Here is a 25,315-nt window from a genome sequence, read left to right on the forward strand (position 1 = left end):
TTATTTTGAATGAAAAATAGCACGGAATATTTTATAGAGAAAATGGATGTGAAAAAGTCGTTGTTTGACAACTTACAAAACTTTTTTGGTTTTGATAATTTTAAAGGTGATCAGGAGTCAATCATCACCAACGTTCTCGAGAAGAAGAACACGTTTGTAATTATGCCAACAGGTGGGGGGAAGTCTATTTGTTACCAATTGCCAGCACTGATGAGTGAGGGAACTGCTATTGTCATTTCTCCTTTGATTGCGTTGATGAAAAATCAGGTAGATCAGCTTAGGGCCTTCGGAGGAAATGATAGTATTGCCCATTTTTTAAACTCTTCTTTAAATAAAACAGATATTGCACAGGTGAAGAGCGATTTGCTCAGCGGACAGACAAAACTGTTGTATGTTGCCCCTGAATCTCTTTCCAAACAGGATAATATAGATTTTTTAAGACTCATTAAAATTTCATTTGTTGCTGTTGATGAGGCCCATTGTATTTCTGAATGGGGCCATGATTTTAGGCCTGAATACCGGAAAATCAGACAGGTGATCAGCGGATTGGGAAGTGATATTCCAATTATAGCCCTTACGGCCACAGCAACCCCAAAGGTACAGCAGGACATTATAAAAAACCTGCAAATGACCGAGGCAACTTTGTTTAAGTCTTCTTTTAACCGTCCAAACCTTTTTTATGAAATCCGTCCCAAACGGGATGTTGTGAAAGAAATGATCCGCTACATTAAACAAAATACCGGTAAATCGGGTATTATTTATTGTCTGAGCAGGAAAAAAGTAGAAGAAATTGCCGAAAGCCTGAATCTTAATGGTATTAAAGCCCTACCATATCATGCTGGCCTGGAGCCTAAAACCCGTGCAGAAACGCAGGATAAATTCCTGATGGAAGATGTGGAAGTGATTGTTGCAACCATTGCCTTTGGAATGGGGATTGACAAGCCGGATGTACGTTTTGTGATCCATCATGATATTCCCAAAAGTATGGAAGGTTATTATCAGGAGACCGGAAGGGCAGGAAGAGACGGTGGGGAAGGTGTTTGTATTGCCTTTTATGCACAAAAAGATGTAGATAAACTGGCCAAATTCATGAAAGATAAACCTGTTTCTGAAAGAGAAATTGGTACGCAGATCTTGAAGGAGGTAATTGATTATGCAGAATCGGGTGTTTGTCGCAGAAAGCAGATTCTGCATTATTTTGGAGAAAATTTTAACGAAACAGGTTGTAATTGTATGTGTGACAATTGCAAAAAGCCTAAAAAATTATTTGATGCAGAAGCACCTTTAAAAGCCTTACTCAGTCTAATCAAACAAATTGGTGAAAAATTTGATGACATCCATATCCTTAATGTTCTATTGGGCATGGAAACCGCACAGACAATTGCATATGAGCATGCCAAGCTACCGGAATACGGTATGGGAAAAGCCGAAGGTGAAAACTTATGGAAATCACTGATTAGACAGGCTGTGCTTAATAATTTCCTGTCTAAAGACATCGATAATTATGGGCTGTTGCGTTTAACGGCATCAGGAAATGCCTTTCTGGAAAATCCTTATAGTCTGAAATTTATTCTGAACGATCCAATTGATGCGGCATCAGAAGAAGACGATGATGAAGTAAAACAGGGTACTGGGGCTCTGGATTCCCAGTTGCTTTTATTACTGAAGGATCAGCGTAAAAAGATTGCCAAGCAAAAAAATGTTCCTCCTTTTGTCGTTTTTCAGGACCCTTCCCTGGAGGAAATGTGTACGCATTACCCCATTACAATGGAGGAACTGAAGCAGATTTCTGGGGTTGGAAATGGTAAAGCGCTGAAGTTTGGTGGTTCTTTTCTGGAGCTGATTAAAAAATATGTAGAAGATAATGACATCGAGCGCCCAATAGACCTAATTATTAAAACACAGGCGAATAAATCGCAGCTAAAGGTATCTATCATTCAAAATGTCGACAGACAGATTGGACTGGAAGACATTGCCAGGTCTAAGGGGATTACTTATTTTGAGATCCTTAAAGAAATTGAAGCCATAGTGAATTCAGGAACAAAGTTGAACCTCAATTATTTTGTGGATGAAGTGATGGATGAAGACCGTCAGGATGAGGTTTTCGATTACTTCCGTGGAGCAGAGAATGACTCTATTGATGAGGCATTAAAAGACCTTGGAGAAACAGATTATACGCGCGAAGAAATCCAGCTGATGCGGATTAAATTTATGTCGGAGCTTGGAAACTAGAAAAAGAAGATGATTAATTTTGAATTAGATAAATTACAGCATACACAATCTGATAATTTTTTTTTAATGGCTGGACCTTGTGCCATAGAAGGCGAAGAGATTGCCATGAGAATTGCCGAAAAGATTGTGAGAATCACAGATAAACTTGAAATCCCATACATTTTTAAAGGTTCTTACCGTAAAGCCAACCGTTCTAAAGGTGGCTCTTTTACGGGAATTGGGGATGAAAAAGCGTTAAAAATTTTAGAGAAAGTTGGAAAAACTTTTGGTGTTCCAACAGTTACCGATATTCATGAAAGCGCTGAGGCAGCTATGGCTGCTGCTTATACAGACGTATTGCAGATCCCTGCATTTTTATGCAGGCAAACAGATCTGCTGATTGCCGCAGCGAAAACCGGAAAGGTAGTCAATGTAAAAAAAGGCCAATTTCTTTCTGCAGGTTCAATGAAGTTTGCCGTAGAAAAAATTGTAGAGTCTGGAAATCATAAAGTAGTTTTAACCGATAGAGGAAATACCTTTGGTTATCAAGATCTTATTGTTGATTACAGAGGGATCCCTGAAATGCAGGGTTTTGGTGTACCAGTAGTGATGGACTGTACACATTCTTTACAACAACCCAACCAAAGCACTGGTGTGACGGGAGGAAAACCAGAACTGATTGGTACCATAGCTAAAGCTGCAATCGCAGTGGGAGCAGATGGCTTATTTATCGAAACCCATCCTGATCCGGCAAATGCAAAATCTGATGGGGCCAATATGTTACACCTGGACCACCTGGAAGAATTACTGGAAAAATTGATTAAAATCAGAAAAGCAATCGTGTAAAACTTATTACTTTACTTTGGTGATTACAAAGGAGGTTCGTCTGTTTTGTTGTTTTCCGGATGGCTGCTCATTGGAGGCGATTGGCTTGCTCTCTCCATATCCCTTATAGCTCAGCCTGGTGGCTTCAATACCTTTGCCCAGAAGAAAGTCGTACACAGCCTTAGCCCTTTGCTCAGATAACTTTATGTTTTGGGCCGGACTGCCCGAATTGTCAGTATGCCCCTGTATTTCAATGGAAATGTTTTTGTTGCGTTCTAATAGTTCGGCCAGACTACCTAGTTCAATAACAGAAGCAGGCAGCAGGTCATATTTATTGGTGTCAAAAAATATATTTTTAAGGATCGTATTGGCGCCGGCTTTGATTTTTTCCAGGTAGATAACGATTTGGAAAGGCTTGTCGGTTTCTTTGTTTTCCAGATCAAAATGATCGGAATAGAATAAGTAGCCTTCTGCCTCAGCATACAGTAGGTAGCTGTTTCCAACGGGCATTACCGCAAGAAATTCCCCGTCAACAGCTGAAGTATAATCATTGAACTGATTTTGAAGCGTTTTAAGTTCGGTAACCCTGACTTTTGCTTCCAGCGGTTCACTATTGGCTTTATCTTTGACGATTCCCTTTACATAGCTGATTTTACCCGGTTGAAGTGTTTGGGGAAGATCAAACTTATAGATGTCCATATCGCCGTAACCTCCCGGAAGAATTGAAGAAAATAAGGCTTCGGTGCCATTTGGGCTTACAATAAGTCCTGTTTCTTCATTGAATGTATTGATGGGGGAGCCCAGGTTTAAGGGCAACTCCCAATGGCCATCTGCCTGCAAGCGGCTCCTGAAAATATCTTTACTTCCAAATCCAGGCCAACCATCCGAAGAAAAATACAGGGTTTTTCCATCAGGATGAATAAACGGGGTTTGCTCATCATAAATGGTATTGATTTCAGGACCGAGATTTACCGGTTCACCCCAGGTACCATCCTCTTTCAGATGACTCTTCCAGATGTCATAACCACCAAGTCCACCGGGCCGGTTACTGACAAAATAAAGTGTGTTTCCGTCTGGACTGATGGATGGTTGCGACTCCCAGTAAGGGGAATTTACCGGCGCCCCCAGGTTGAAAGGTGTACCCCAGTCTTTGCCATTTTTATGACTAACATAAATATCACATCGGCCCAGGCCATCCGGACGGTTACAACCTGTGAAAAACAAATACATACCATCGGCAGAAATGGATTGGGCACCTTCATTATACTTTGTAGTATTGATTTGACTGCTGAAAGGAATCGCAGTATCCCATACGTTATTGATCTTGTGCGAAATATAGAAATCTTCATTACCTTCCACATTTCTACTAAAAATAAGACTCTGTCCGTCTGCGGTAATCGAAGGAAAATAATCCCTGTATTTAGAGTTTACGCCCGGACCAAGGTTAACAGGATCATATTTGACAGGATGGTTTAAGGCATTTATTGAAAAATCACAATCCCTGATGTATTTTTCTGCTTTAAGGGGTAATGCTTTGTCTTTTCCTTTATATTCACGGATAAAGGTATTCAGATTATCTTTTGCCTGTTGGTAATGGCCGCTGAGCAACAAAGATTCTCCAAATCCATAATAGACTCTGGCTTCGTTTAAATTGCCGAGTGCAATCCCTTTACTATAATAAGGGACGGCTTGTGCATATTTGGCTGACTTTCTGCAGAGCTCTGCCAATTGCATATAGGCCAGCTGAAAGGTATTATCTTCTTTAATTGCTGATTCTAAAAGACTGATGGCTTGAGGATAATCCATTTGAGTGATGGATTCCTGAGCTTTTTCAAAACTGGCTTTCGCTTTTTTTGCAATTTCCTGGGCACGAAGATTTTTTGCCGCAGGAAACAACAGCAGGACCAGAGCTATTTTGAAGAGTCTGCTTTGCATCGCTTTATCGTTAAACAGAAATTAAGGTCAATTTAAGATAAAAAAATGAATTATCTTTTCTGTTTGACTGCCAGGTACTTAAAAAATATTTAATTATGGAATGTTCAGGTATTTATGTGTTTGAAGGGATATTTCCCATTTGGGATTGGCCATAACATAATCAATGATCAAAGGTGTAATTTCCTTTGATTTTGACCATTCGGGCTGCAGATAGAGTTTACAGTTGTCGGAAACAGTTTGGGCATACTGCTCTGCCCATTTAAAGTCACTTTTGTTAAAAATGATCACTTTAAGTTCGTTGGCGTAGGGGGTAATGTCTGGCCTTGGTGCCTTAAATTTCTTTGGAGAAAGGCAAATCCAGTCCCAGCTTCCAGATAAGGGGTAAGCACCAGAAGTCTCTATAAATGTAAGAATCTTCTTCTGCTGAAGTTTAGCTGTTAAATAATCCAAATTATAAATGAGGGGTTCGCCACCCGTAATCACAACTGCTTTCCCGGGAAAGGTTTCTGCTTTAGCAACAATGTCATCTGCTGAGGTGAGGGGATGTAACTCTGCATCCCAGCTTTCTTTAACATCGCACCAGTGACAACCTACATCACACCCCCCAAGACGGATAAAATAAGCGGCTTTGCCCGTATTAAATCCTTCTCCCTGAATTGTATAGAATTCTTCCATTAAAGGAAGCAATGTGCCGTCGCTTGGTATCTGATGTGCCATAAATATCCGCCAAAGGTAAAAAAATCTTCAGAGGAATAAGGATTATCTGTATCTTAAATGTTTATATGACCTGTTTGTGAAATTTGTTTTTTAAGAGATGGCTCTAAAGTGGTATAAAATAGAAAATACGCTTCCCGAAGGAGATTTTGTGGAACAGATTAAGGTGAATGGGAAAAAAGTATGTGTTGTAAGAGAAAAAGGAGAGTTTTATGTCTTACAGAATACCTGCCCTCATGCAGGAGGAATTTTAAGCGGAGGGTGGTGTAAAAACGAGTATATTGTCTGCCCGATACACCGCTGGGAGTACAGTTTAAAAACTGGTAGAGGGGCCCAGGGACAGGGCGATTACATCCATATCTATCCGGTTGAACATCGTTCTGATGGTATTTACATTGGTTTCAAAGAAAGTTGGCTAAGCAGATTTTTAAAGTGATTTACAGCACTTAGCTGTAAATCTCCTTTTTGGCAGATGCCAGTGTATTTTTAAGCAGGCCGACGATGGTCATCAAACCGACGCCACCAGGTACAGGTGTAATCCAGGAAGACTTGGGTGCCACCTGTTCAAAATCTACATCTCCGTAAAGTTTATAGCCTGATTTTGTAGTTGCAGAGTTTTCCCTGTTGATACCAACATCAATAATTATAGCTCCCGGTTTTACCATATCTGCGGTAACAAAATTTTTCTTTCCTATTGCAGCAACAATAATATCGCCTTGTAGAACCAGTTCCTTAAGGTTATGGGTTTTGCTATGGGTGAGGGTAACTGTACAATTACCCGGATTGGCATTGCGGGCCATAAGTATGCTCATTGGACTGCCTACGATATTGCTGCGCCCTACAACAACACAATGTTTCCCAGTGGTATCTATTTGATAGGCCTGTAGCATTAGTAAAATACCATATGGTGTGGCAGGAATGAAACAAGGCAGGTTACGGATCATACGGCCAAGATTCACCGGATGAAAACCATCTACATCTTTCCTGTAATCAATAGCTTCGGTTATCTTTTCCGGGTCAATATGTTTTGGAAGGGGAAGTTGGACAATGAGTCCGTCAGCTTCCGGATCCTGATTAATTTCAGCTATTTTTTGCAGCAATTCGGCCTCTGTAACCTCATCATTGTAACGGATTAAAGAGGAGCGGAAGCCAACTTTTTCGCAGTTTTTCATTTTACTGGCCACGTAGGTTTCACTGCCCCCATCATTGCCTACCAATATGGCGATCAAATGAGGTTTTCTGCCACTTTGCTGCAAAAATTCAGCTGCCTGGGCTGCTATTTCCTGTTTTATCTTTTCTGATGCAAATTTTCCGTCCAGTAACTGCATAGTATACGCTTCTGTTTTATTGATTAGTCTAATTTTAGTACGGCCATAAATGCGGTTTGTGGTATTTCCACATTGCCCACCTGGCGCATCCGTTTTTTACCTTTCTTTTGTTTTTCCAGTAATTTACGTTTACGGGAAATATCACCGCCATAACACTTGGCAGTAACATCTTTACGCATTGCCCGGACATTTTCCCTTGCAATCACTTTGGCCCCTATAGAGGCCTGTATGGCAATTTCAAATTGTTGTCTTGGGATCAACTCCCGAAGTTTTTCGCAGATCTTTTTACCAAAATCATAAGAATTCGACCTGTGGATTAGAGAAGACAAGGCATCCACGTGCTCGCCATTTAACAAAATATCCAGACGGACAAGATCGGATTGTCGGTAGCCTACCTGATGATAATCAAAAGAGGCGTAACCTTTGGAAATTGTTTTTAATTTATCATAGAAATCAAATACAATTTCTCCCATTGGCATTTCAAAAATCAGTTCTACCCGATCAGAAGTCAGGTAAGACTGATTGATTATGACACCTCTTTTTTGAATACAAAGGGACATAACCGGGCCTACGAATTCTGCCTTAGTTATTATATTAGCCTTGATATAAGGTTCTTGGACATATTCCAGTTTACTTGGGTCGGGTAAATCAGAAGGGTTATTTACACTCACTTCTTCACCTCTCGTTGTTTTTGCGATATAGGAAACGTTAGGCACAGTGGTAATGACCGTCATGTCAAATTCACGTTCAAGACGCTCCTGGATAATCTCCATGTGCAGCATACCCAGGAAACCACAACGGAAACCAAAACCAAGGGCCGCTGAACTTTCGGGTTCAAAGACAATGGAAGCGTCGTTGAGCTGCAGCTTGTGCATGGCTTCCCGAAGCTCTTCAAATTCATCTGTATCTACCGGGTAAATTCCTGCAAAAACCATCGGTTTTACTTCCTCAAATCCTTGTATAGCATCCAGTGATGGTCTGGCCACATTGGTAATGGTATCACCGACCTTTACCTCACGGGCTTCTTTGATTCCTGAAATAATATAACCTACATCACCCGTTTTAACGACTTCTTTGGGCAGCATGTTGAGTTTGAGTACACCCACCTCATCAGCAAGGTATTCTTTGCCGGTATTGATAAATTTAACTTTATCTCCTTTACGGATTTCACCATTTACCACTTTGAAATAAGCAATGATGCCGCGAAAGGAATTAAACACAGAATCGAAGATCAAGGCTTGTAATGGCGCCTCTGGTTCACCTAAAGGTGCAGGAATACGATCTATAATGGCTTGCAGGATATCGGTTACCCCTAAGCCGGTTTTTCCGGAGGCAGGGATGATCTCTTCGCGTTTGCAGCCGATTAAATCGATAATCTGATCTTTTACCTCTTCGGGCATGGCACCAGGAAGGTCCATTTTGTTCAGGATCGGAATAATTTCCAGGTCATGTTCAAGGGCCAGGTAGAGATTGGATATGGTTTGTGCCTGAATACCCTGAGAAGCATCGACAATTAATAAGGCACCTTCGCAAGCTGCGATGGAACGGGAAACTTCATAAGAGAAATCGACATGCCCAGGTGTATCAATTAAGTTGAGGACATAATCCTGTCCATCAACCGTATAATTCATTTGTATAGCATGACTTTTTATGGTAATACCACGTTCACGCTCTAAATCCATGTTGTCCAGAAGCTGGGCTTGTGATTCCCTTTGGCTTATGGTTTTGGTATACTCTAATAAACGGTCAGCTAAAGTGCTTTTTCCGTGATCTATATGTGCAATTATGCAGAAATTACGTATATGCTTCATCTTTGCGCAAATATAAGACTTTGATCTGTCATTTTATGTTTTGTATGCAGATCTCTGAGAATAGCTGTTTTATAAGGCTTTATTTGCTTGCAAAATCATATTTTTTACTGTTTCAGCATCTGTGAGCATATACGGATATTCTTCGGTACCGCTGCTCATGGTCGCTGCCGGGTTGCAAAAGGTCATTTGACTGTGTACTGTCTTTCTAGCAGAGGCATGAAATTCAACTGCAGCGGTCAGGGATATGATTTCTTGAATGTTGTCTTCTGTAATACCTGCACCCGGCATAATACTTATCCTTTCTCCGGCTTGCCTGATGAGTTTTGAAAGCATTTGCACGCCTTTTAAAGCAGAACTTGATCCTCCGGAACTAAGAATCCGCACACAACCAGTTTCAATGACATCTTCCAGCGCTTTTTCAAGGTCATTGCTCCTGTCAAATGCCCTGTGAAAAGTAACAGGGAGCGGACTGGCCAACTCTACTAGTATTTTACACCGTTCTTTATCGATGCGTCCATCTGCCAGTAGCAAACCAATCACTATACCATCACAGTTTAGGGCTTTACAAATTTTAATGTCTTCTTTCATCAGTTCAAACTCCAGATCGTTGTATAAAAAGTCACCACCCCTGGGACGAATAATAGGATAGACCTCTATGTGAAGCATTTTTTTACAAAGTGCAATCTGGGCATAACTTGGTGTAGTTCCGCCTTCTGGCAGATTATCACAAAGTTCTACGCGTGATGCCCCGCCTTGCTGGGCTGCAAGTGCCGAGCTCAATGAGTTGGCACAAACTTCCATTTTTATCATAAGGGATAGGCTACAATTTAGTAATAACTTTTTCCAGCTATAAGCAGATCTTGCTTTGCATCATTGCAAACAGCATAACTAAATCCTTTTTGAATGGCATAGGCGCCGTATTCCCCTTTTTTATTCAAGGCAAGGAAACCCACCTGTATATTTTTTGCGATATCGGGCTTTTTTCTAATGATCCGCATAACAGCTTCTTTACAGGCCTCTTCCGGACCCATTCCCTGACGCATAAGTTCGACCACCAGAAAACTGCCTACATTGCGGATCACTTCCTCACCTACGCCGGTGGAAGTAGCACCTCCAACTTCATTATCAACATAAAGGCCGGCCCCAATAATGGGACTATCTCCAACGCGTCCATGTAGTTTATAGGCCATTCCGCTTGTGGTACAGGCTCCAGAGATGTTGCCTTTTGCATCCAGGGCCAGCATTCCTATCGTATCGTGGTTGTATTGATTCCCTGGAAGTTTAGTTGGGGCAGCGTTTTGGTAAGTTTTGTTTTCAATATTCATTACCGGCTCATATTTCGCTGTCTTTAGCCATTCCATCCAGGCTTTTTTACTTTCCGGGGTAAGCAGATCTTGTTTTTTAAAACCTTGTTCGAGTGCAAATTGTAATGCACCATCACCAACAAGCATTACATGTGGCGTCTTTTCCATCACCTTTCTGGCCACAGAAATAGGATGTATTATATGTTCGAGTGCAGCGACAGATCCACAGTTACCCTGATCATCCATAATACAAGCATCCAGTGTAACCCTGCCATCACGATCAGGAAGACCACCATAACCAACGGTTTGTATCTTTGGATCTGCTTCTGGCACCTGAACACCTTTTTCAACAGCATCCAGTGCTTTTCCTCCGGAGGACAAGACTCCCCAGGCGGCTTTGTTTGCTGGAATGCCAAAATCCCAGGTAGAAATCACAATAGGGTAATTGCCCGATTTTTCCCGTGGTTTTGGAAATACCGAGGCAAAACTTTTTTTATCAATCAACAGAAGGGAAGCGGATGCTGCACCTGTTCTTAAAAACTTTCTTCGGTTAAACATGTATGTATTTAGGATAGGGTAAAATCATCTGCATCCTGCAGAAAAGGAAAATCGCGGCGGATTTTTAAAAGTTCTTCGTAACCAATACTAAAAGTATACAGGTCTTCATCTTCCGGTTTGTAATAAACCGTATTTCCTAAGGGATCTATGCACATGGAATGACCGCTGTGGTAAACCTCTTTGCCATCATGTCCGACCCGGTTGACACCGATAACATAGCTCTGGTTTTCGATGGCCCTTGCCGGGATAAGTGCTTTCCAGTGTGCAGTTCTTTTGTCGGGCCAGCTGGCAATGACAAGCAAAATGTCATAAGCTGCATTTTTATTACGCAGCCATACTGGAAAACGCAGGTCATAACAGGTGGCCAACCTAATTTTCCAACCTTTAAGTGTGACAGTCACCTGATCTTTGCCTGCAGCATAGTGTTTATCTTCTTCACCCATGCTAAACAGGTGTTTTTTGTCATAATAATTAAAATTTCCGTCAGGGAGCATCCAGATCATTCTGTTGTAATATTTTTCCTGCTCTTTAATGATCAGGCTGCCTGTAACCACACAATCATATTTACGGGCAGAATTTGCCATCCATTCCATGGTCTTGCCGTTCATTTCTTCGGCCAGGGCCTGGGCATTCATGCTGAAGCCCGTACTGAACATTTCGGGAAGGATGATGAGATCTGTTTTCTCTTTAACTCCGGAAGAAAGTCTTAAAGAAAGATTTTGAAGATTTTTATCTATGTTTTCCCAAAAAAGATAGGCCTGAAAAACGGTAATCTTCAGATTGCTGATGCTCAGGTGATTTGGTTGTTCCATATGCTGCTTGTAAGGGACTAAATTTATAAGGTGATTAATCTTTCAACGGCTTTTTCCAGGGTTTCTTGCTTTTTTGCAAAACAAAATCGTAAAACTTGGTGGTCTGTGTTCCTGATGTAAAAGGCCGAAACGGGGATGCTTGCCACACCTAAGTCTTTAATCAATCGTTTTGCAAAGTCCGTGTCCGCCTGATCTGTAATCCGGTTGTAAGTTACACATTGGAAATAAGAACCATGACATGGCAAAAGATCAAACTTGGTTTGGCTCATTAATTTACGGAACTGATCCCGTTTTTCCTGGAAAAAAGCGGAGAGTCCATTGTATACCGATGGCTTTTCAAGGTAGCTTGCTATACCTTTTTGCATGGGTGTATTTACGCTGAAAACATTAAACTGATGAATTTTTCTAAATTCCTTCATCAGCTGTACCGGCGCGAGACAGTATCCGATTTTCCATCCGGTGGCATGCAACAATTTTCCGAAGGAGGCAATTACGAAAGCTCTTTCACGCAACTCAGGATAGGCCGCAATGCTCAGGTGTTTTTTGCCATCATAAATCAGATGCTCGTAGACTTCATCACTCAGCAACAGGATATCTGTGTCTTTTGTCAGTTTAATAAGGGCGTCGATATCTTTTTGTGATAAAACAGCTCCTGTTGGATTATGAGGACTATTGAGGATGATCATTTTTGTATTGGCACTAAACAATCTTTTGACCATTTCCCAGTCAATTTCATAATCGGGCGGGGCCATATGATAAGGCTTGACCAGGGCGCCGAGCATTTTGATCGCAGGGGCATAGGAATCATAAGCAGGTTCAAATATAATCACCTCATCACCAGCTCCGATACAGGAACTCAGTGCGGTAAATATAGCCTGAGTGCCCCCGGCTGTAACAGTGACTTCGGTTTCAGGATGATAGTCTGAACCATAAAGATTGTTTGCCTTGGTTGCAATAAGTTCCCTCAGCGCCGGCAGTCCTGTCATGGGAGCATATTGGTTAAAACCTTCATTCATTGCTGTGCTCACCAGTTGAACCAGGTCGGGATCACAACTGTAATCAGGAAATCCCTGCGAAAGATTAATGGCTTTATGTTCTTCTGCCAATTTTGACATGACTGTAAAAATGGTTGTTCCGGTTCCAGGTAGTTTAGATTGAATAGATATCATGTTTAGCGAAAATAGAAATAATTTTATGCATTGCCGAAAGGGGGATGAGGAAAATAGGAAAAAGCAGCTCTTTATTTCAAAAAAAAATGATAATTTCAACCATGACTTTCAAGACAAAAGAGAGCAGGTTGCTATTGGTTTTAGGCTCATTCTTTGTAGCAAATGCAATATTATCTGAATTTATAGGCGTTAAAATTTTTTCCGTTGAAGGCACTCTTGGAATTAAACAGTTTGATATTAATCTTTTAGGGGTTCCTAAATTGTCTTTTAACATGTCTGCCGGAGTACTGACCTGGCCTTTTATCTTTATTATGACAGATATCATCAATGAGTATTTTGGGATCAGACAAGTGCGCTATTTATCTATACTGACTGCTATTTTGATCGCCTACGCTTTTTTTATCGTGGGAGGGGCGATGCTGTTGGATCCTTCTGATTTTTGGGTGAATCAAAACATCAACGGACACCAGTTAAATATGAATGACGCTTTTGCAGGTATATTTGGCCAGGGAATGTGGATCATTGTCGGGTCTATAGTGGCATTTTTAGTTGGACAAATGGCCGACGTACTTATTTTCCATAAAATTAAAAAAGTAACAGGGGAAAAGGCCTTGTGGCTCCGGGCAACGGGCTCAACATTGATTTCTCAGTTGATAGACAGTTTTGTGGTGATTTTTATCGCTTTTTATCTTAATCCCCAGTACCATTGGAGCTGGCAAATGGTTGCCGCTATTGGGCTAGTGAACTATACTTACAAGTTCGTGGTTGCTATTTTAATGACACCGATATTATATTTAGTCCATGGGATTATTGATGCTTATCTGGGTAAAGAACTTGCTCATAAACTGATCCGGATGTCAGCTAGAAATTAATTTTCAATTCTTTACCTTTGCTGCGAAATTGAGCAGAGACAGAAATGAACAGAATTGAACATATCCAGAAGGTGATAGAACCTTTAAGGCAGCAAATTATTAACCACAGGGTATACCAGGTCATTAATGATGTAGATGATCTCAGGGTATTTATGGAGCATCATGTTTACGCCGTATGGGATTTTATGTCATTGCTCAAGTCTTTACAGGTGAACCTTACCTGTACAAGTATTCCCTGGTTTCCTGTGGGATCAGCCAGTACCAGGTCCCTGATCAACGAAATTGTAGCAGGCGAAGAATCGGACGTAGATCAAGATGGCATTAAAAAGAGTCATTTTGAACTGTATTTAGAGGCTATGGAGCAATGTGGTGCAGACACTGCCGCTTTTGGACGTTTTTCAGAAAGTTTGAAGTTAAAACAAGACAGAACAGTTGCCTATGCTGCTGCAAGCACACCCGGGGCAGCGCAGGAATTTGTGAATTTTACTTTTAAACTCATAGAAAACAATAAACTGCATCAGCAATCCAGCGCTTTTACTTTTGGAAGGGAAGACTTAATTCCTAATATGTTTTTCTCTATTGTGAATGACCTGAATAAAAAATTTCCGGAACAGTTGTCTATTTTTAAATATTATCTGGAAAGGCATATAGAAGTTGATGGCGACCATCACAGCCACCTCGCATTGGAAATGACTGCTGAACTCTGCTCTGATAATGAAGCTTTCTGGGTGGAAGCAGAAAAAGCAGCGGTGGAATCACTACAAAAAAGGATCGTTTTATGGGAAGGTGCTTATCAGCAAATTTTAAAGCATAAAATGACAGTTTAATCTGTTTATACCGTACTTAAATAAATTACTATATTAGGGTCTTTGTCTGATTTGTTTCAGGATATATCTGAATGGACAAAGGCTCTTTTATGAAAAGATTTTTATTACCTCTCTTATTTTTTCTTGCGGTGCCGGCTTATGGACAAAATGAGCAGTCACCTGCTTTGGATCAGCTCAATAAAAGTATAGAGCAAAAGGACACATTTGACCAAGTTAAACTAAAACGCATTGCTGAGCTGGAGTCCAGGTTAAAGGATATAGCCATACCGGTTGAAAAATATGTGGTGTGTGCTGCCCTTTACAATGAATATAAATCCTTTAACTATGATAAAGCATTCCATTTTTCGCAGGAACTGCAGCAAATAGGCCACCGTTTGAAAGATCAGGTTAAAATTGCAGATGGAAAGATTAAGTTTGGGTTTATACTGCTCTCATCAGGCATGTTTAAGGAAACTTTTGATTCTTTAAACACCGTTAAGGTTAAAATACTTCCGGATAGTATTAAAAAGGAGTATTATTTTCTTCTGGCCAGGACCTATTATGATCTGGCTGATTTTGACAAAGACAAATATTATGCTCCAATATATAATAAAAGGGCAAGTGTTTACATAGACTCTGCAATTGCTTTATCTAAAGCAGGGTCTTATGACAAAATCTATAATACAGGCCTGAAATTATTAAAAATGGGAAGAAATGAAGAGTCTTCGGTTCTGTTAAAGCAATTGATCCGCAGTCAGAGGCTAACGGATCATCAACTGGCCGTAACAGCTTCTACGCTAAGTGATATTTATATTCAGAACGGTCAGAATAATGAAGCCATAAGTTTGTTGATCAGGGCAGCTATAGCCGATATTCATGAAAGTACCAAGGAAGCTGCAGCGATGCTTAACCTGGCACAGTTACTGCATAAAAAGGGTGACATTAAAAACGCGTACGTCTTTATTAATCAGGCAATGAACGATGCGGGATATTATGGAGCCAGGCAGCGGAAAATGCAGGTTAGTGCTATTCTGATGGTTATTGCAGGAGAAAAGATCAATTCTGTAGAAGAGCAGCGCCGGATTTTATTCATTTATGCTTCTTTATTGACGCTTCTGGTAGCTCTGATCATTTTGTTTGTTTTTATCATTTACAGGCAATTAAAAAAACTAAAAAAAGCAGATAAACTCATTCTGAGTGCCAATCATTCCCTGCAGGAAACCATTCACAAATTAAATGAAGCTGATAAAATTAAAGAAGAGTATATAGGCTATTATTTTAATCTGATTTCAGAGTACATTACCAAGCTTGATAAGTTTAAACGTTCGGTAAATAATAAACTGGTGACCAAGAGATTTGAAGACATTGAAATGTTGGTGAATAATATCAACCTGAAGAAAGAGAGGGAAGAGCTATTTCTGAACTTTGATAAAGCTTTTTTGACACTCTTTCCGGATTTTATTAAAGAATTCAATGCACTTTTTCCTCCTGAGCACCAGTTAAAACTTCATGCGGATCAATTGTTAAATACAGATCTTAGAATATTTGCGCTGGTCCGTTTAGGAATTACTGATACAGAAAAAATTGCCTGCATATTAGAATATTCTATGAATACCATCTATAATTACAAGGCAAGGATTAAAAGTAAGTCTCTAATTCCCAACGACGATTTCGAAGAGGCAATTTTAGCGATTGGCAGTATTTAAAGATAATTTGGTTTAGAAAAATTTGAGGGATAGCTTATTTTAAGTATTTTATCACTTTAGCCGGACAAAATATGTTTATATTCTATTTATATTTTGGGAAAAACTATTTTATCTAAGTTATTGTTTTTCAGTTGTTTGGGTTTGCGTTTGTCGAGATTTCGTTTATATTTTGATTTTGAAAATTGCGACTTGTTGTTTTATCAACTCTCTTTGGTTTGTATTTGACAGATCTTCTGATCCCGCCAAATATCCAAATATAAACCAAACCAAATATGAAACTGACGCGCAAACTCAAGCCTTTAGTACAATTCGTGTACTACAATTTTTTCAGCTTTTTTAAAAAAACTGATCTATTACTGGTTCATCCGGATCATTCTCCACTGTATCAATTAAACAAAATCAAACCATAACCAAATTAAACATGAAACGACAATTACTAAAACCACTGGTTTTTTGTTGTCTGTTCCTGCTCTTTGTCAATGGGGCTATTGCCCAGAAAATGACAGTTAACGGGAAAGTAACAGACACTAAAGGTGTACCTTTACCAGGAGTAAGCATCCAGGTTAAAGGTACAAATATTGGGCAGGTATCTGGTGCCCAGGGAGATTACTCTATCCAGTTGAACAATAAGTCTACCGATGTTCTGATCTTCTCGATTATTGGGTTTCAAAGCAAGGAAGTTAAAGCTTCTGCCAGTCTGACCACTGTTGAACTTCTGGAAGAAAATAAGCAGCTAACAGAGGTTGTGGTAGTAGGCTACGGGACCCAAAAACGAAAGGATGTTACCGGATCGATTAGTTCAGTAAAAGGAGAACTGTTTAAAAACCAGCCCGTCACTAATCCGACAGAAGCCATTCAGGGTAGGGTTGCCGGAGTTGATATTGTCAAAAATTCAGGTGCTCCCGATGCAACACCTTCTATTATTATCAGAGGTTTAACATCTTTAAGCCAACCTGCGCCTTTATATATTATTGATGGGGTAAGGGCACCGGACGGCAACAACCTGAATGTACAGGATATCGCTTCTATTGATGTGCTCAAAGATGCCAGCGCTGCTGCCATTTATGGTTCCGCAGCAGCGGGTGGAGTGATTGTGATTACCACAAAAAAGGGTAGCGGTGATCAGCCATCTATAAATTTTAATGCACGTTATGGTATAACCAAGCCTAAATTGGTGAAACTTCTTGACCGTGATGGCTTTATAAAATTACAAAACCTGATTCAGCCAAAGTATTTTAGTGCCGCCACCAGAACAGATACTTTATCTAATACCGATTGGGTGAAAGCGCTATATAATAACGCTCATGAACAGAATTACAACATCTCCGTAAGCGGGGCATCTCTGGTTGTCAATTATTTGGTTTCTGGTTTCTACAATAAACAAGAGGGGGTTTACATTAAGAACTTTTCCAATATTGCAGGAGCAAGGGTAAACACAGATTATAATTTAGGGAAGTATATTAAAATTGGTGAACAAATCGCTGTTTCACAACGGGAAACAGCACCGCCAATCGGTATAGAAGCCCAATTACATAATGCACCTTTCCGAACACTACCAATCATCCCTTTATATAATGCAGATGGTTCTTATGGAACAGTCCCAGGTGGTTACAATGGTTTTACCTTTGGTGGGCCAAACCCTCTGGCGACCGCTAATGCTGCCAGTGTTCAAAACTTCAAGAATAATTTCCAGGGAAATGTGTATGCCAGTATCACACTTCCATTCCATTTAAATTTCAGGACAACTTTTGGTTATTCTTACTATCATGAGAGCCAGGATTATTTTCAGGATTCCTTTACAGGGCCAGGAGGGGTAGGAAATAATTCACTAAATAAACAGGGAATAGACAGCAGACAATTGCTTAGCAATTATGTATTAACCTATGATCAGACTTTTGGAAAACACAATTTGAATGCCGTGGCTGGCTTTGAACAGATCAGCAGTAAGTATTTTAATACGAATGTAACGGCAACAAGTATTGGTTTACCGGGCTTTTCTATTATTCCAACTTCTGAAACAGGCTATGTTGTCAATGGAAAAACGGACAATAATGGTCTGATTAAATCTTTCTTCGGGCGTTTAAATTATAATTATGCCGGAAAATACTATTTATCTGGATCAATAAGGCAGGATGCTAACTTCACTGTTTTTGGGCCTAATAAACAAAAAGGCGTATTTCCAGCATTTTCGGCAGGATGGAACATTGCTGAAGAGCCTTTTTTTAAGGAAAGCTTGCCAGTAGTAAATACCCTTAAACTAAGGGGAAGTTATGGAGAACTGGGAAACAGTAACATATCGCCTTATAGTTTTCTGGCATTATACAGTCGTTTTACCAGTTTTGGCCAGGGCTCGGCCGGAGGTCAGAATTTTGCTCCGGGAACGCCACTTATTATCGCCAACACCTATGGCGCCATTCCAAATCCTGACTTGCATTGGGAAACAGTTAGAGAGACGAATCTGGGTTTAGATGGTGACTTGTTGGACCGAAAGCTTTACTTTACTGTAGAATGGTACAATAAGACAACCAAGGATCTTTTGTACGCACTTCCGGTTTCCCTCAGTTCAGGCATTACAAGCCCTTACCTGACCAATATTGGTTCTGTGAATAGTAAAGGGCTCGATCTGATGCTTGGATATCATGATAAAAAGGGAGATTTCGGTTATGACATTAGCATTACTGCAGGTTTCAACAGAAATAAAGTGATCAGTTTATCCGGGGTAACGACAGATGCACTCTATGATGGCTATAACTTTTACAATAATGGAGATGCCGGCTTCAATATTATGCCAAATCAAAGAATAACCATCAGTCAGGCTGGCTTGCCTTTTGGCTCTTTTTATGGCTATAAGGTGCTTGGAATATTCAAGACAGATGCAGAAGCATCCAAACAAATTGTAAACGGAAACCAGGCGCATGCCGGTGACCTGATTTATCAGAACATAGATGGCAATCCGGAAATTACCGCTGCCGACCGGCAGGTCATAGGCAATCCAAATCCTAAGTTGGTCTATGGCATTAACCTTCGTTTTAACTACAAGGGTTTTGATGCTGCACTATTGTTTAACGGGGTAGCAGGTGTTGATATTTTTAATGGTATTAAAGCCTATGAAATGTATCCTTTTGCAGATGGAAATACTTCTCCGAAAGTATTTGGAGCCTCTTTTTTGGGTAGTAATGGTTTAACCGATCAACCCAGGATTGGCATCCAGAACGGTGCAAATTTTAATCTTGATCCAAATCAGAACTATACTTCTGTAAACAGCTATTTTGTGGAAAAAGGAGATTACCTGAAATTGAAGAACCTGCAAATCGGTTATACTTTTTCAAACAATTTGCTCAACCGGATTAAAGTAAAAAGCGCCAGGGTATTTGTAATGGGGAATAACTTATTTACAATTACAAAATATAGTGGACTGGATCCTGAACTGGGCAGTGCTTTTTCTCAGGCAGGCTACGCAGGTCCGACCACCAGAGGAATAGATGCCGTATCTCAATATCCACAGACCAGAATTTACTCTGTAGGCTTAGATCTTAATTTTTAAACTTATTTAAACTTACGACGATGTATCATAAAATATATATGATTTTTTTCTTGCTGCTGGTTCTTACCGGCTGTAAAAAAGACCCCTCGCTGGTTGGGCCAACGGATGCTTATTCCACCAGTACCTATCCTAAAAGTATAAATGACCTTCAAAGTGTACTGGCTCCAGGTTACTCCAATTTAAGAAGTCTCGCCTTGTATGGTTTTGAACTTATGCCTAAGGCAATGGCGAATGCAGTCCATACCTCTAATGGAAACTATGGGGATGTGGTATGGAAAGAATGGATGAACAATAATTTAAGTGTTACCAATACCTTTTCTGCCAATGCCTGGAGCGCTTTGTATACCGGTGTAAAAAATTGCAATGTAACCTTACAGGCCGCTGATTTTTTTGAGCAAAATTATGCCAAACCTGCAGATTTGCAGATGATCAATTACATACGGGGACAGGCCTTGTTTTTAAGGGCTTTCTATTATTTTCAACTGGAGTGTTTTTATGGAGAAAGTTATATTAAAGGCACCATAGGGGCAGATAAAATGGGGGTTCCCCTTTATGATAAAATACCCGCCGATGTGGCCAGTACCCAACAACCCAGGGCAAAAACAAGACAGGTATGGGATTTTATCATAAGTGACCTTAAAAAATCAGCTGATCTCTTGAAGGGGAAAGTATGGTCTGGAGCAGACGTTGGCCGCGTGTCTGAGTGGGCTGCAAAAGGTTTACTCGGTAAAGCTTATGTTTTTACTGAAGACTGGACAAACGCAAAGACCGTGTTGCTGGATGTCATCCAGCACAGTAACAAATTTTTAATGCCTTATGATAAATACAGAAATGCCTTTGTAGGTATTACAGCTAACGAATTTAACGAAGAGTCTTTGTTTGAACTCAATGTAGATAAAGATGCCAAAGGAGATTATGGGCCATATGGAAATAATCCTAATGCGACAACACTGAATGGTATGATATGGTCTCCGAGTGCATTGGGCCTGGATGGAACCGAAACCAGCGCCAAAGGGCTTGGATATACGGGTAACGGCGACATACATGATCAAAATATTAAGCGATTTGGTTATCCCCTTGGCTATTATACGCTCGTTAATAATCCGAAATTTAATAGTGCAAAACCAGCAAGCTACAGCAATCCAAAAATGATTATGGATCCAGTTTATAAACAGGCCGCACAAAATGTACGAGATCAGAAACTGGCTGATCCAAGATTGTATGTAAATACAGTGCAGCCCTGGCTGGACTCTTTGAAGTTCGACGGATCTAATTGGGCACCAGTTTCAAAACCAGCTTATCTGGCAGGACAGTTGAATACTTATGGATGGGGTTACCGTAAATATGCTGCCCTCGATTATCCGATTGAGACCGTACAGGCAGATGCTTGTAACTGGTATTTTTTAAGGTTGGCTGATGTTTTCCTGCTCTATGCAGAGGCGGCTAAAGGCTCCGGTGATCAGGGTACAGCGTTGGAGTATCTGAACAAAGTGAAGCGCCGTGCTTATGGTTATCCTGTCGACGCCCCTTCACCGGTAGATTATGGTAGCTTAACCGCCCAAACTAAAGCTATAGGTGACCCGGTCTTAGGAAATAATCCATTGTATTATGAAAGATGGGCAGAATTGTTTAATGAAGGACAGTGGTGGTTTGATGTTTGTCGCTGGCGACTGGGTAAATCGGAGGCGGCTTATTTTGGCTCTACACTTACAGTGAGCAACCTACAGTTTAATGAAAGTAAATCCTATTCCTGGCCAATCCCTCAGGATGAGTTTAATTCAAATGCTAAGATAGCAGGACAGCAAAATCCTGGTTACTAAACCTAATAAATACGCTTCTTTTTAACGGAGGCCCTGTTCTTTTTAATCAGGGATAGGGCCCCTTAAAACGGGAAAATTTCAAGAATAACGAAATCAATTACATGAAAAAATATGCCTTAGTTTTACTCTTCGGTCTTTTTGCTTTACAGCAGCTTTATGCTGTTCCAGACTCAACAGTTCTACATGTACAATTAAATAAAATAGGTTTGGAGTTTTATCTCGATGAGGTGGGACGTCCGGTTTACACTTTGAGTTTTGGTAAAGAAAAGGTTTTAAATCCCTCAGTTCTTGGTTTTGAGTTCACTGATGGGACTGGTTTTAATAAAAGCTTAAAGCTAACGGGGACCTCACGTCGTTCGGTTAATGAACAGTGGAAACCAGTGTGGGGGGAAAGTAACCAGATCAGAAATCATTATGAGGAATTGAAGGTTCAACTGCAACAACAAGAAAAACCTTTTCGAAAGATTAATCTCATCTTCAGGGTTTTTGAAGATGGGTTAGGTTTTAGGTATGAGTTTCCAAAACAAGTTGATTTAAAGTATTTTGTAGTTTCCCGTGAACTTACAGAGTTCAACATGACAGCGGACCACAAGGCTTTTTGGATACCGGGTGATTATGATACAAATGAATATTCCTATACTACTTCTGCCTTAAGCGAGGTGGACGCCTGGGCCGTGCAAAACAAAGCTACAGATATTGCCGTTAGGATCGTGCCGGATCAATATGCTGTTCAAACCCCTCTGATGCTAAAATCCGCAAAAGGTTTATACATTAACATCCATGAAGCTGCGTTGGTTAATTATCCTGCAATGCAACTTCATGTGGACAGAAGTCATTTTAAACTATCCGCCAATCTGGTCCCAGACGCTCTGGGAAATAAGGCTTATTTGCATGCTCCTTTTAGTACGCCCTGGAGAACAGTTATCGTGAGTGATCATGCAGAAGATATACTCGCCTCAAAAATGATTTTGAATTTGAACGAACCTTCGACGATAAAAGAGACAAATTGGATAAAACCTATGAAATTTGTCGGAGTGTGGTGGGAAATGCAGACCGGGAAAAGCACATGGAGTTATGCATCAAGTTTAGATAGTGTGAACACAAATGGAGAATTGATCCCTAGCGGAAAACATGGAGCCAATACGAATAATGTAAAAAGATATATAGATTTTGCTGCAAAAAATGGGATAGAAGGGGTTTTGGTAGAGGGCTGGAATACCGGATGGGAAGATTGGTTCGGAAATTGGAAGGAAAATGTTTTTGATTTTGTAACACCCTATCCTGACTTTGATGTTCGTGCAATTGCAGATTATGCACATTCTAAAGGCATTAAGATGATTATGCATAATGAGACCTCTGGGTCTGCAACAACCTATGAGCGTTATCTGGATACCGCTTTTCGTTTTATGAATAAATATGCTTATCCGGCGGTGAAAACAGGTTATGTTGGAAAAATTATCCCACGTGGGGAACATCATGATGGCCAATGGATGGTTAACCACTATGAAAGAGTGGCACAGAAGGCTGCTGAATATAAAGTAATGCTGGATTCTCATGAACCAAACCGGCCAACGGGTTTGCACAGAACTTATCCGAACTGGATGGCTTACGAATCGGGGAGGGGAAATGAATACAATGCTTTTAGTAATGGCAATCATTTGGACCATGAAACCATTCTGCCTTTTACCAGGTTAATGGGAGGGCCAATGGATTATACTCCGGGTATATTTAAATTAAAAGGTTATGCGCAGGCCGATTCTAAAAGACAGGTACACAGTACCTTGGCTAAGCAGTTGGCCTTGTATATAACCATTTATAGTCCTTTGCAGATGGTTGCTGACCTGCCGGAGAACTATGAAAACTATCCGGATGCTTTTGAGTTTATAAAGCATGTTGCAGTAGACTGGGATGAAACAAAAATTCTGGAGGCAGAGCCTGGGAGTTACATTAGTATTGCCCGAAAAGCAAAAGGAAAAGAAGAATGGTTTATTGGCACAATTACAAATGAGAACTCCAGAGAAATGGTTGTTCGAATGAATTTTTTAGACAAAGGAAAAAAATATCTGGCTACCATTTATCGGGATGGAGACAAAGCACATTGGAAAAACAATCCTGAATCTTATAAAATTGATGAGGTTAAGATAGATGCTTCGTCAGTTTTAAAACTCAGACTTGCCGAGGGAGGAGGGGCCGCAATAGAAATTCGCTGCTTATCTGTAAAGTAATTGGGTATAAATAGAATAAAAGAAGGGCCTTTAAAGGCCCTTCTTTTATTCTGCTGCCTGGTCGATATTGAGTTTTATTTCGTGATCAGAAATGGTAATCAATCTTTCTTTATATAAACCTCCTATTACCTTTTTAAAGGCGTTTTTACTGAGTTTAAAGCGATTGTAAATATCTTCTGGAGAACTTTTATCACCCAGATATATAATGCCTTTACTTTCTTTGAGTTCTTCCAGTACCATATCTTTATTTTCCAGAATATGGCTATAACCCATAGGCTGAAGACTTAGGTCTATTTTACCGTCTACCCTGATTTTTTTTATCCATCCTTTTCTGATTTCACCGGGATTCAGCTCATCAAAGAGCTCATTGGTATATAATAATCCGATGTATTTGTTGTCTACTATAGCATTAAACCCCAGATCAGAACGGTCAACTATTAATAAACTAACTTCATCTCCTTCTTCAAGATCCAAGTCTTCTTCTTCTGCAAAATTACTTAGCCTGGACGAAGCAAGCATCCGGTCATTGCTTTCATCAAGATATACATAAACTACATGCTGGTCTCCTTTGAACATAGGTCTTTTCTGCTCCCTCTGAGGAACATACAGATCCTTGTCTATGCCAAGATCCATAAATATGCCATCCTCGCCATCGGCAACAACCCGCAGGTAAGCGAAATCCCCTACACAAGCTAGTGGTCTTTTTGTTGTTGCAAGCAAGCGCCCGTCCTTATGGACGTAGACAAATACATTCAGGTTTTGTCCGGTTTCGGTATCTGCCGGAACCAGATGGTAAGGCAACAAAACTTCTTTATCCCCGTCTGTTAGTATCAGGCCATGTTCTGTTTTGTTAATGACCCTTAAATCGTTATATTGTCCAATTGCTATCATTTCTGTTTGATTAAACCACTTTTTATACAGCAGCTGTATTATTTAGAAAGCAAAGGTAATAAACTGTCTGTCCTTTATAGGATGATCTGTATTATAAAAAGGCTTTAATTTTTTGCATCTATCCCAAAAATCATTTTCTACTTAGGCATCCTGTAAGGCATCATTGGCTTCATCCGCGGCCCCTTTAATTTTTGATTTAACTTCTTCCTTTGCTTTATGCAGTTTGTTTGCAGCTTTTTTCTTGACTTCATTCAGAATTTTATCTGTGTTTTGGGCTGCGTCATTTCCTTCTGCATGTAATTTGTTTTTAACCCGCTGGACCTTGTCTTTAAAGGTTTCTGCTAAATCACCCGCTTTGTCCGCTATTTTTCCTCTGGTATTTTCTCCGCTTTGAGGTGCAAATAATATTCCAACAACTGCCCCAACAGCAAGGCCAGCCAGCAGTGCAACCACTGGCATTGTGGAATCTGCTTTATAAGAGCTGCAGGCGGATAGTAATTTCTTTAATTTCATGTTTTAATGATTTAATGTTTTTCAGAAGTTTTTTGTTCCATTTATTCTCAAGCATCCTTGATTGAACCTTTACCAGATGGATCAAGGAGCCTGGTATAGAACAGCCAAATACTTTCGAGTGTTTTGATTAAATGAAAAAGTAGTTATAAGATCATAATTTAGTATTGAGGGTAAATCGTTTACGGGATTACTTACATTTGTGCTTTATAATAGAACCGATGGTTCTTTTCCCTTACCTTTTAAAAAATGATCAGCAGAAATAAGCACAGAA

19 protein-coding genes are annotated in these 25,315 nt (G+C 40.2%); 9 read left to right on the top strand and 10 right to left on the bottom strand.

Annotated features, from left to right (window positions below; translation table 11 throughout):
- Positions 1 to 42 precede the first annotated feature (42 nt).
- Complete coding sequence (gene recQ, locus B0O44_RS01920) at positions 43 to 2,232, top strand: DNA helicase RecQ (RefSeq protein ID WP_110827514.1); 2,190 nt, start codon at positions 43 to 45, stop codon at positions 2,230 to 2,232.
- Positions 2,233 to 2,241: 9 nt separating this feature from the next.
- Complete coding sequence (gene kdsA / locus B0O44_RS01925) at positions 2,242 to 3,057, top strand: 3-deoxy-8-phosphooctulonate synthase (RefSeq protein ID WP_110827008.1); 816 nt, start codon at positions 2,242 to 2,244, stop codon at positions 3,055 to 3,057.
- A 6-nt stretch (positions 3,058 to 3,063) separates the two neighbouring features.
- Here the strand turns inward: kdsA and B0O44_RS01930 are convergent, their stop codons facing one another.
- Positions 3,064 to 4,971 (bottom strand): OmpA family protein, encoded by a 1,908-nt coding sequence (locus tag B0O44_RS01930; protein WP_110827009.1) that lies wholly within the window; start codon positions 4,969 to 4,971, stop codon positions 3,064 to 3,066.
- 93 nt (positions 4,972 to 5,064) lie between these two features.
- Positions 5,065 to 5,688, bottom strand: a complete 624-nt coding sequence (locus B0O44_RS01935) for a 7-carboxy-7-deazaguanine synthase QueE (protein WP_110827010.1) — start codon at positions 5,686 to 5,688, stop codon at positions 5,065 to 5,067.
- Between the two features lie 97 nt (positions 5,689 to 5,785).
- On the opposite strand from B0O44_RS01935, the gene B0O44_RS01940 reads away from it, so the two are divergent.
- Positions 5,786 to 6,121: a Rieske (2Fe-2S) protein gene (locus B0O44_RS01940; RefSeq protein ID WP_110827011.1), complete on the top strand. Its 336-nt coding sequence runs from the start codon at positions 5,786 to 5,788 to the stop codon at positions 6,119 to 6,121.
- 10 nt (positions 6,122 to 6,131) lie between these two features.
- Here B0O44_RS01940 and B0O44_RS01945 read toward each other — a convergent pair whose 3' ends face one another.
- From B0O44_RS01945 to B0O44_RS01970, 6 genes are all read right to left on the bottom strand, one after another.
- Complete coding sequence (locus B0O44_RS01945) at positions 6,132 to 7,013, bottom strand: bifunctional 5,10-methylenetetrahydrofolate dehydrogenase/5,10-methenyltetrahydrofolate cyclohydrolase (protein WP_110827012.1); 882 nt, start codon at positions 7,011 to 7,013, stop codon at positions 6,132 to 6,134.
- A 23-nt stretch (positions 7,014 to 7,036) separates the two neighbouring features.
- Complete coding sequence (gene lepA, locus B0O44_RS01950) at positions 7,037 to 8,824, bottom strand: translation elongation factor 4 (protein ID WP_110827013.1); 1,788 nt, start codon at positions 8,822 to 8,824, stop codon at positions 7,037 to 7,039.
- A 69-nt stretch (positions 8,825 to 8,893) separates the two neighbouring features.
- Positions 8,894 to 9,634 (bottom strand): copper homeostasis protein CutC, encoded by a 741-nt coding sequence (locus tag B0O44_RS01955; RefSeq protein ID WP_110827014.1) that lies wholly within the window; start codon positions 9,632 to 9,634, stop codon positions 8,894 to 8,896.
- Positions 9,635 to 9,651: 17 nt separating this feature from the next.
- Positions 9,652 to 10,686 carry a N(4)-(beta-N-acetylglucosaminyl)-L-asparaginase gene (locus B0O44_RS01960; RefSeq protein ID WP_110827015.1) on the bottom strand — a complete coding sequence of 345 codons (1,035 nt, stop codon included), beginning with the start codon at positions 10,684 to 10,686 and terminating at the stop codon, positions 9,652 to 9,654.
- 8 nt (positions 10,687 to 10,694) lie between these two features.
- A complete protein-coding gene (locus B0O44_RS01965; RefSeq protein ID WP_245943523.1) occupies positions 10,695 to 11,498 on the bottom strand; it encodes a nitrilase family protein in 804 nt (267 codons plus the stop codon).
- 23 nt (positions 11,499 to 11,521) lie between these two features.
- On the bottom strand, positions 11,522 to 12,667 hold the full coding sequence (locus B0O44_RS01970; protein ID WP_110827016.1) for a methionine aminotransferase: 1,146 nt from the start codon (positions 12,665 to 12,667) through the stop codon (positions 11,522 to 11,524).
- Between the two features lie 101 nt (positions 12,668 to 12,768).
- Between B0O44_RS01970 and B0O44_RS01975 the strand changes: the two genes are divergently transcribed.
- The 6 genes from B0O44_RS01975 to B0O44_RS02000 all read left to right on the top strand — a co-directional run bounded on the left by B0O44_RS01975 (position 12,769) and on the right by B0O44_RS02000 (position 23,640).
- Complete coding sequence (locus B0O44_RS01975; RefSeq protein ID WP_110827516.1) at positions 12,769 to 13,539, top strand: queuosine precursor transporter; 771 nt, start codon at positions 12,769 to 12,771, stop codon at positions 13,537 to 13,539.
- 44 nt (positions 13,540 to 13,583) lie between these two features.
- Complete coding sequence (locus tag B0O44_RS01980) at positions 13,584 to 14,366, top strand: DUF3050 domain-containing protein (RefSeq protein WP_110827017.1); 783 nt, start codon at positions 13,584 to 13,586, stop codon at positions 14,364 to 14,366.
- 89 nt (positions 14,367 to 14,455) lie between these two features.
- Complete coding sequence (locus B0O44_RS01985) at positions 14,456 to 16,051, top strand: DUF6377 domain-containing protein (protein WP_245943525.1); 1,596 nt, start codon at positions 14,456 to 14,458, stop codon at positions 16,049 to 16,051.
- Between the two features lie 421 nt (positions 16,052 to 16,472).
- Positions 16,473 to 19,595 (top strand): SusC/RagA family TonB-linked outer membrane protein, encoded by a 3,123-nt coding sequence (locus B0O44_RS01990; RefSeq protein WP_110827018.1) that lies wholly within the window; start codon positions 16,473 to 16,475, stop codon positions 19,593 to 19,595.
- 20 nt (positions 19,596 to 19,615) lie between these two features.
- Entirely contained in the window at positions 19,616 to 21,415 is a 1,800-nt protein-coding gene (locus tag B0O44_RS01995) for a RagB/SusD family nutrient uptake outer membrane protein (protein WP_110827019.1), read from the top strand.
- A 101-nt stretch (positions 21,416 to 21,516) separates the two neighbouring features.
- Complete coding sequence (locus tag B0O44_RS02000) at positions 21,517 to 23,640, top strand: glycoside hydrolase family 97 protein (protein ID WP_110827020.1); 2,124 nt, start codon at positions 21,517 to 21,519, stop codon at positions 23,638 to 23,640.
- Between the two features lie 45 nt (positions 23,641 to 23,685).
- On the opposite strand, the gene B0O44_RS02005 is transcribed toward B0O44_RS02000, so the two are convergent.
- The gene (locus tag B0O44_RS02005) at positions 23,686 to 24,531 is read right to left on the bottom strand and encodes a CvfB family protein (RefSeq protein ID WP_110827021.1); all 846 of its coding nucleotides are present in this window, start codon (positions 24,529 to 24,531) and stop codon (positions 23,686 to 23,688) included.
- Between the two features lie 141 nt (positions 24,532 to 24,672).
- Complete coding sequence (locus B0O44_RS02010) at positions 24,673 to 25,044, bottom strand: YtxH domain-containing protein (RefSeq protein ID WP_110827022.1); 372 nt, start codon at positions 25,042 to 25,044, stop codon at positions 24,673 to 24,675.
- Positions 25,045 to 25,315 lie beyond the last annotated feature (271 nt).

It is taken from the genome of Pedobacter nutrimenti, from assembly GCF_003208655.1.
GTDB lineage: Bacteria > Bacteroidota > Bacteroidia > Sphingobacteriales > Sphingobacteriaceae > Pedobacter > Pedobacter nutrimenti.